Origin of the sequence: Aquitalea sp. ASV15, from assembly GCF_016429115.1 — a bacterium.
Classification (GTDB): Bacteria; Pseudomonadota; Gammaproteobacteria; order Burkholderiales; family Chromobacteriaceae; genus Aquitalea; species Aquitalea magnusonii.
Genome location: NZ_JAELTZ010000160.1, coordinates 1 through 327 on the forward strand (window position 1 = coordinate 1; position 327 = coordinate 327).

The following is a 327-nucleotide window of genomic DNA, read 5'->3' on the forward strand; positions in this document are numbered from 1 at the left end:
GCTGCCCCTGCCGCACGCGGTCGCCCTGCGCCACCAGCGCGGTGAATCCGGCTCCAGCCAGCTGCACGGTGTCGATGCCGACATGCAGCAGGATTTCCGCACCATTGGCGGCGGTCAGCGTCAGGGCTGTCTCTTATACACATCTGACGCTGCCGACGAACGAACAACAGTGTAGATCTCGGTGGTCGCCGGATCATTAGAGAGGGGGGGGGGGGGGGGGGGGGGGGGGGGGGGGGGGGGGGGGGGGGGGGGGGGGGGGGGGGGGGGGGGGGGGGGGGGGGGGGGGGGGGGGGGGGGGGGGGGGGGGGGGGGGGGGGGGGGGGGGGG

1 protein-coding gene is annotated in these 327 nt (G+C 77.1%); it reads right to left on the reverse strand.

Annotated elements, in window-relative coordinates:
* Positions 1-124, reverse strand: a 124-nt coding sequence (locus JHD64_RS21315; RefSeq protein WP_199055640.1) for a PTS glucose transporter subunit IIA, incomplete at its 3' end; no start/stop codon positions are given.
* Positions 125-327: the final 203 nt, after the last annotated feature.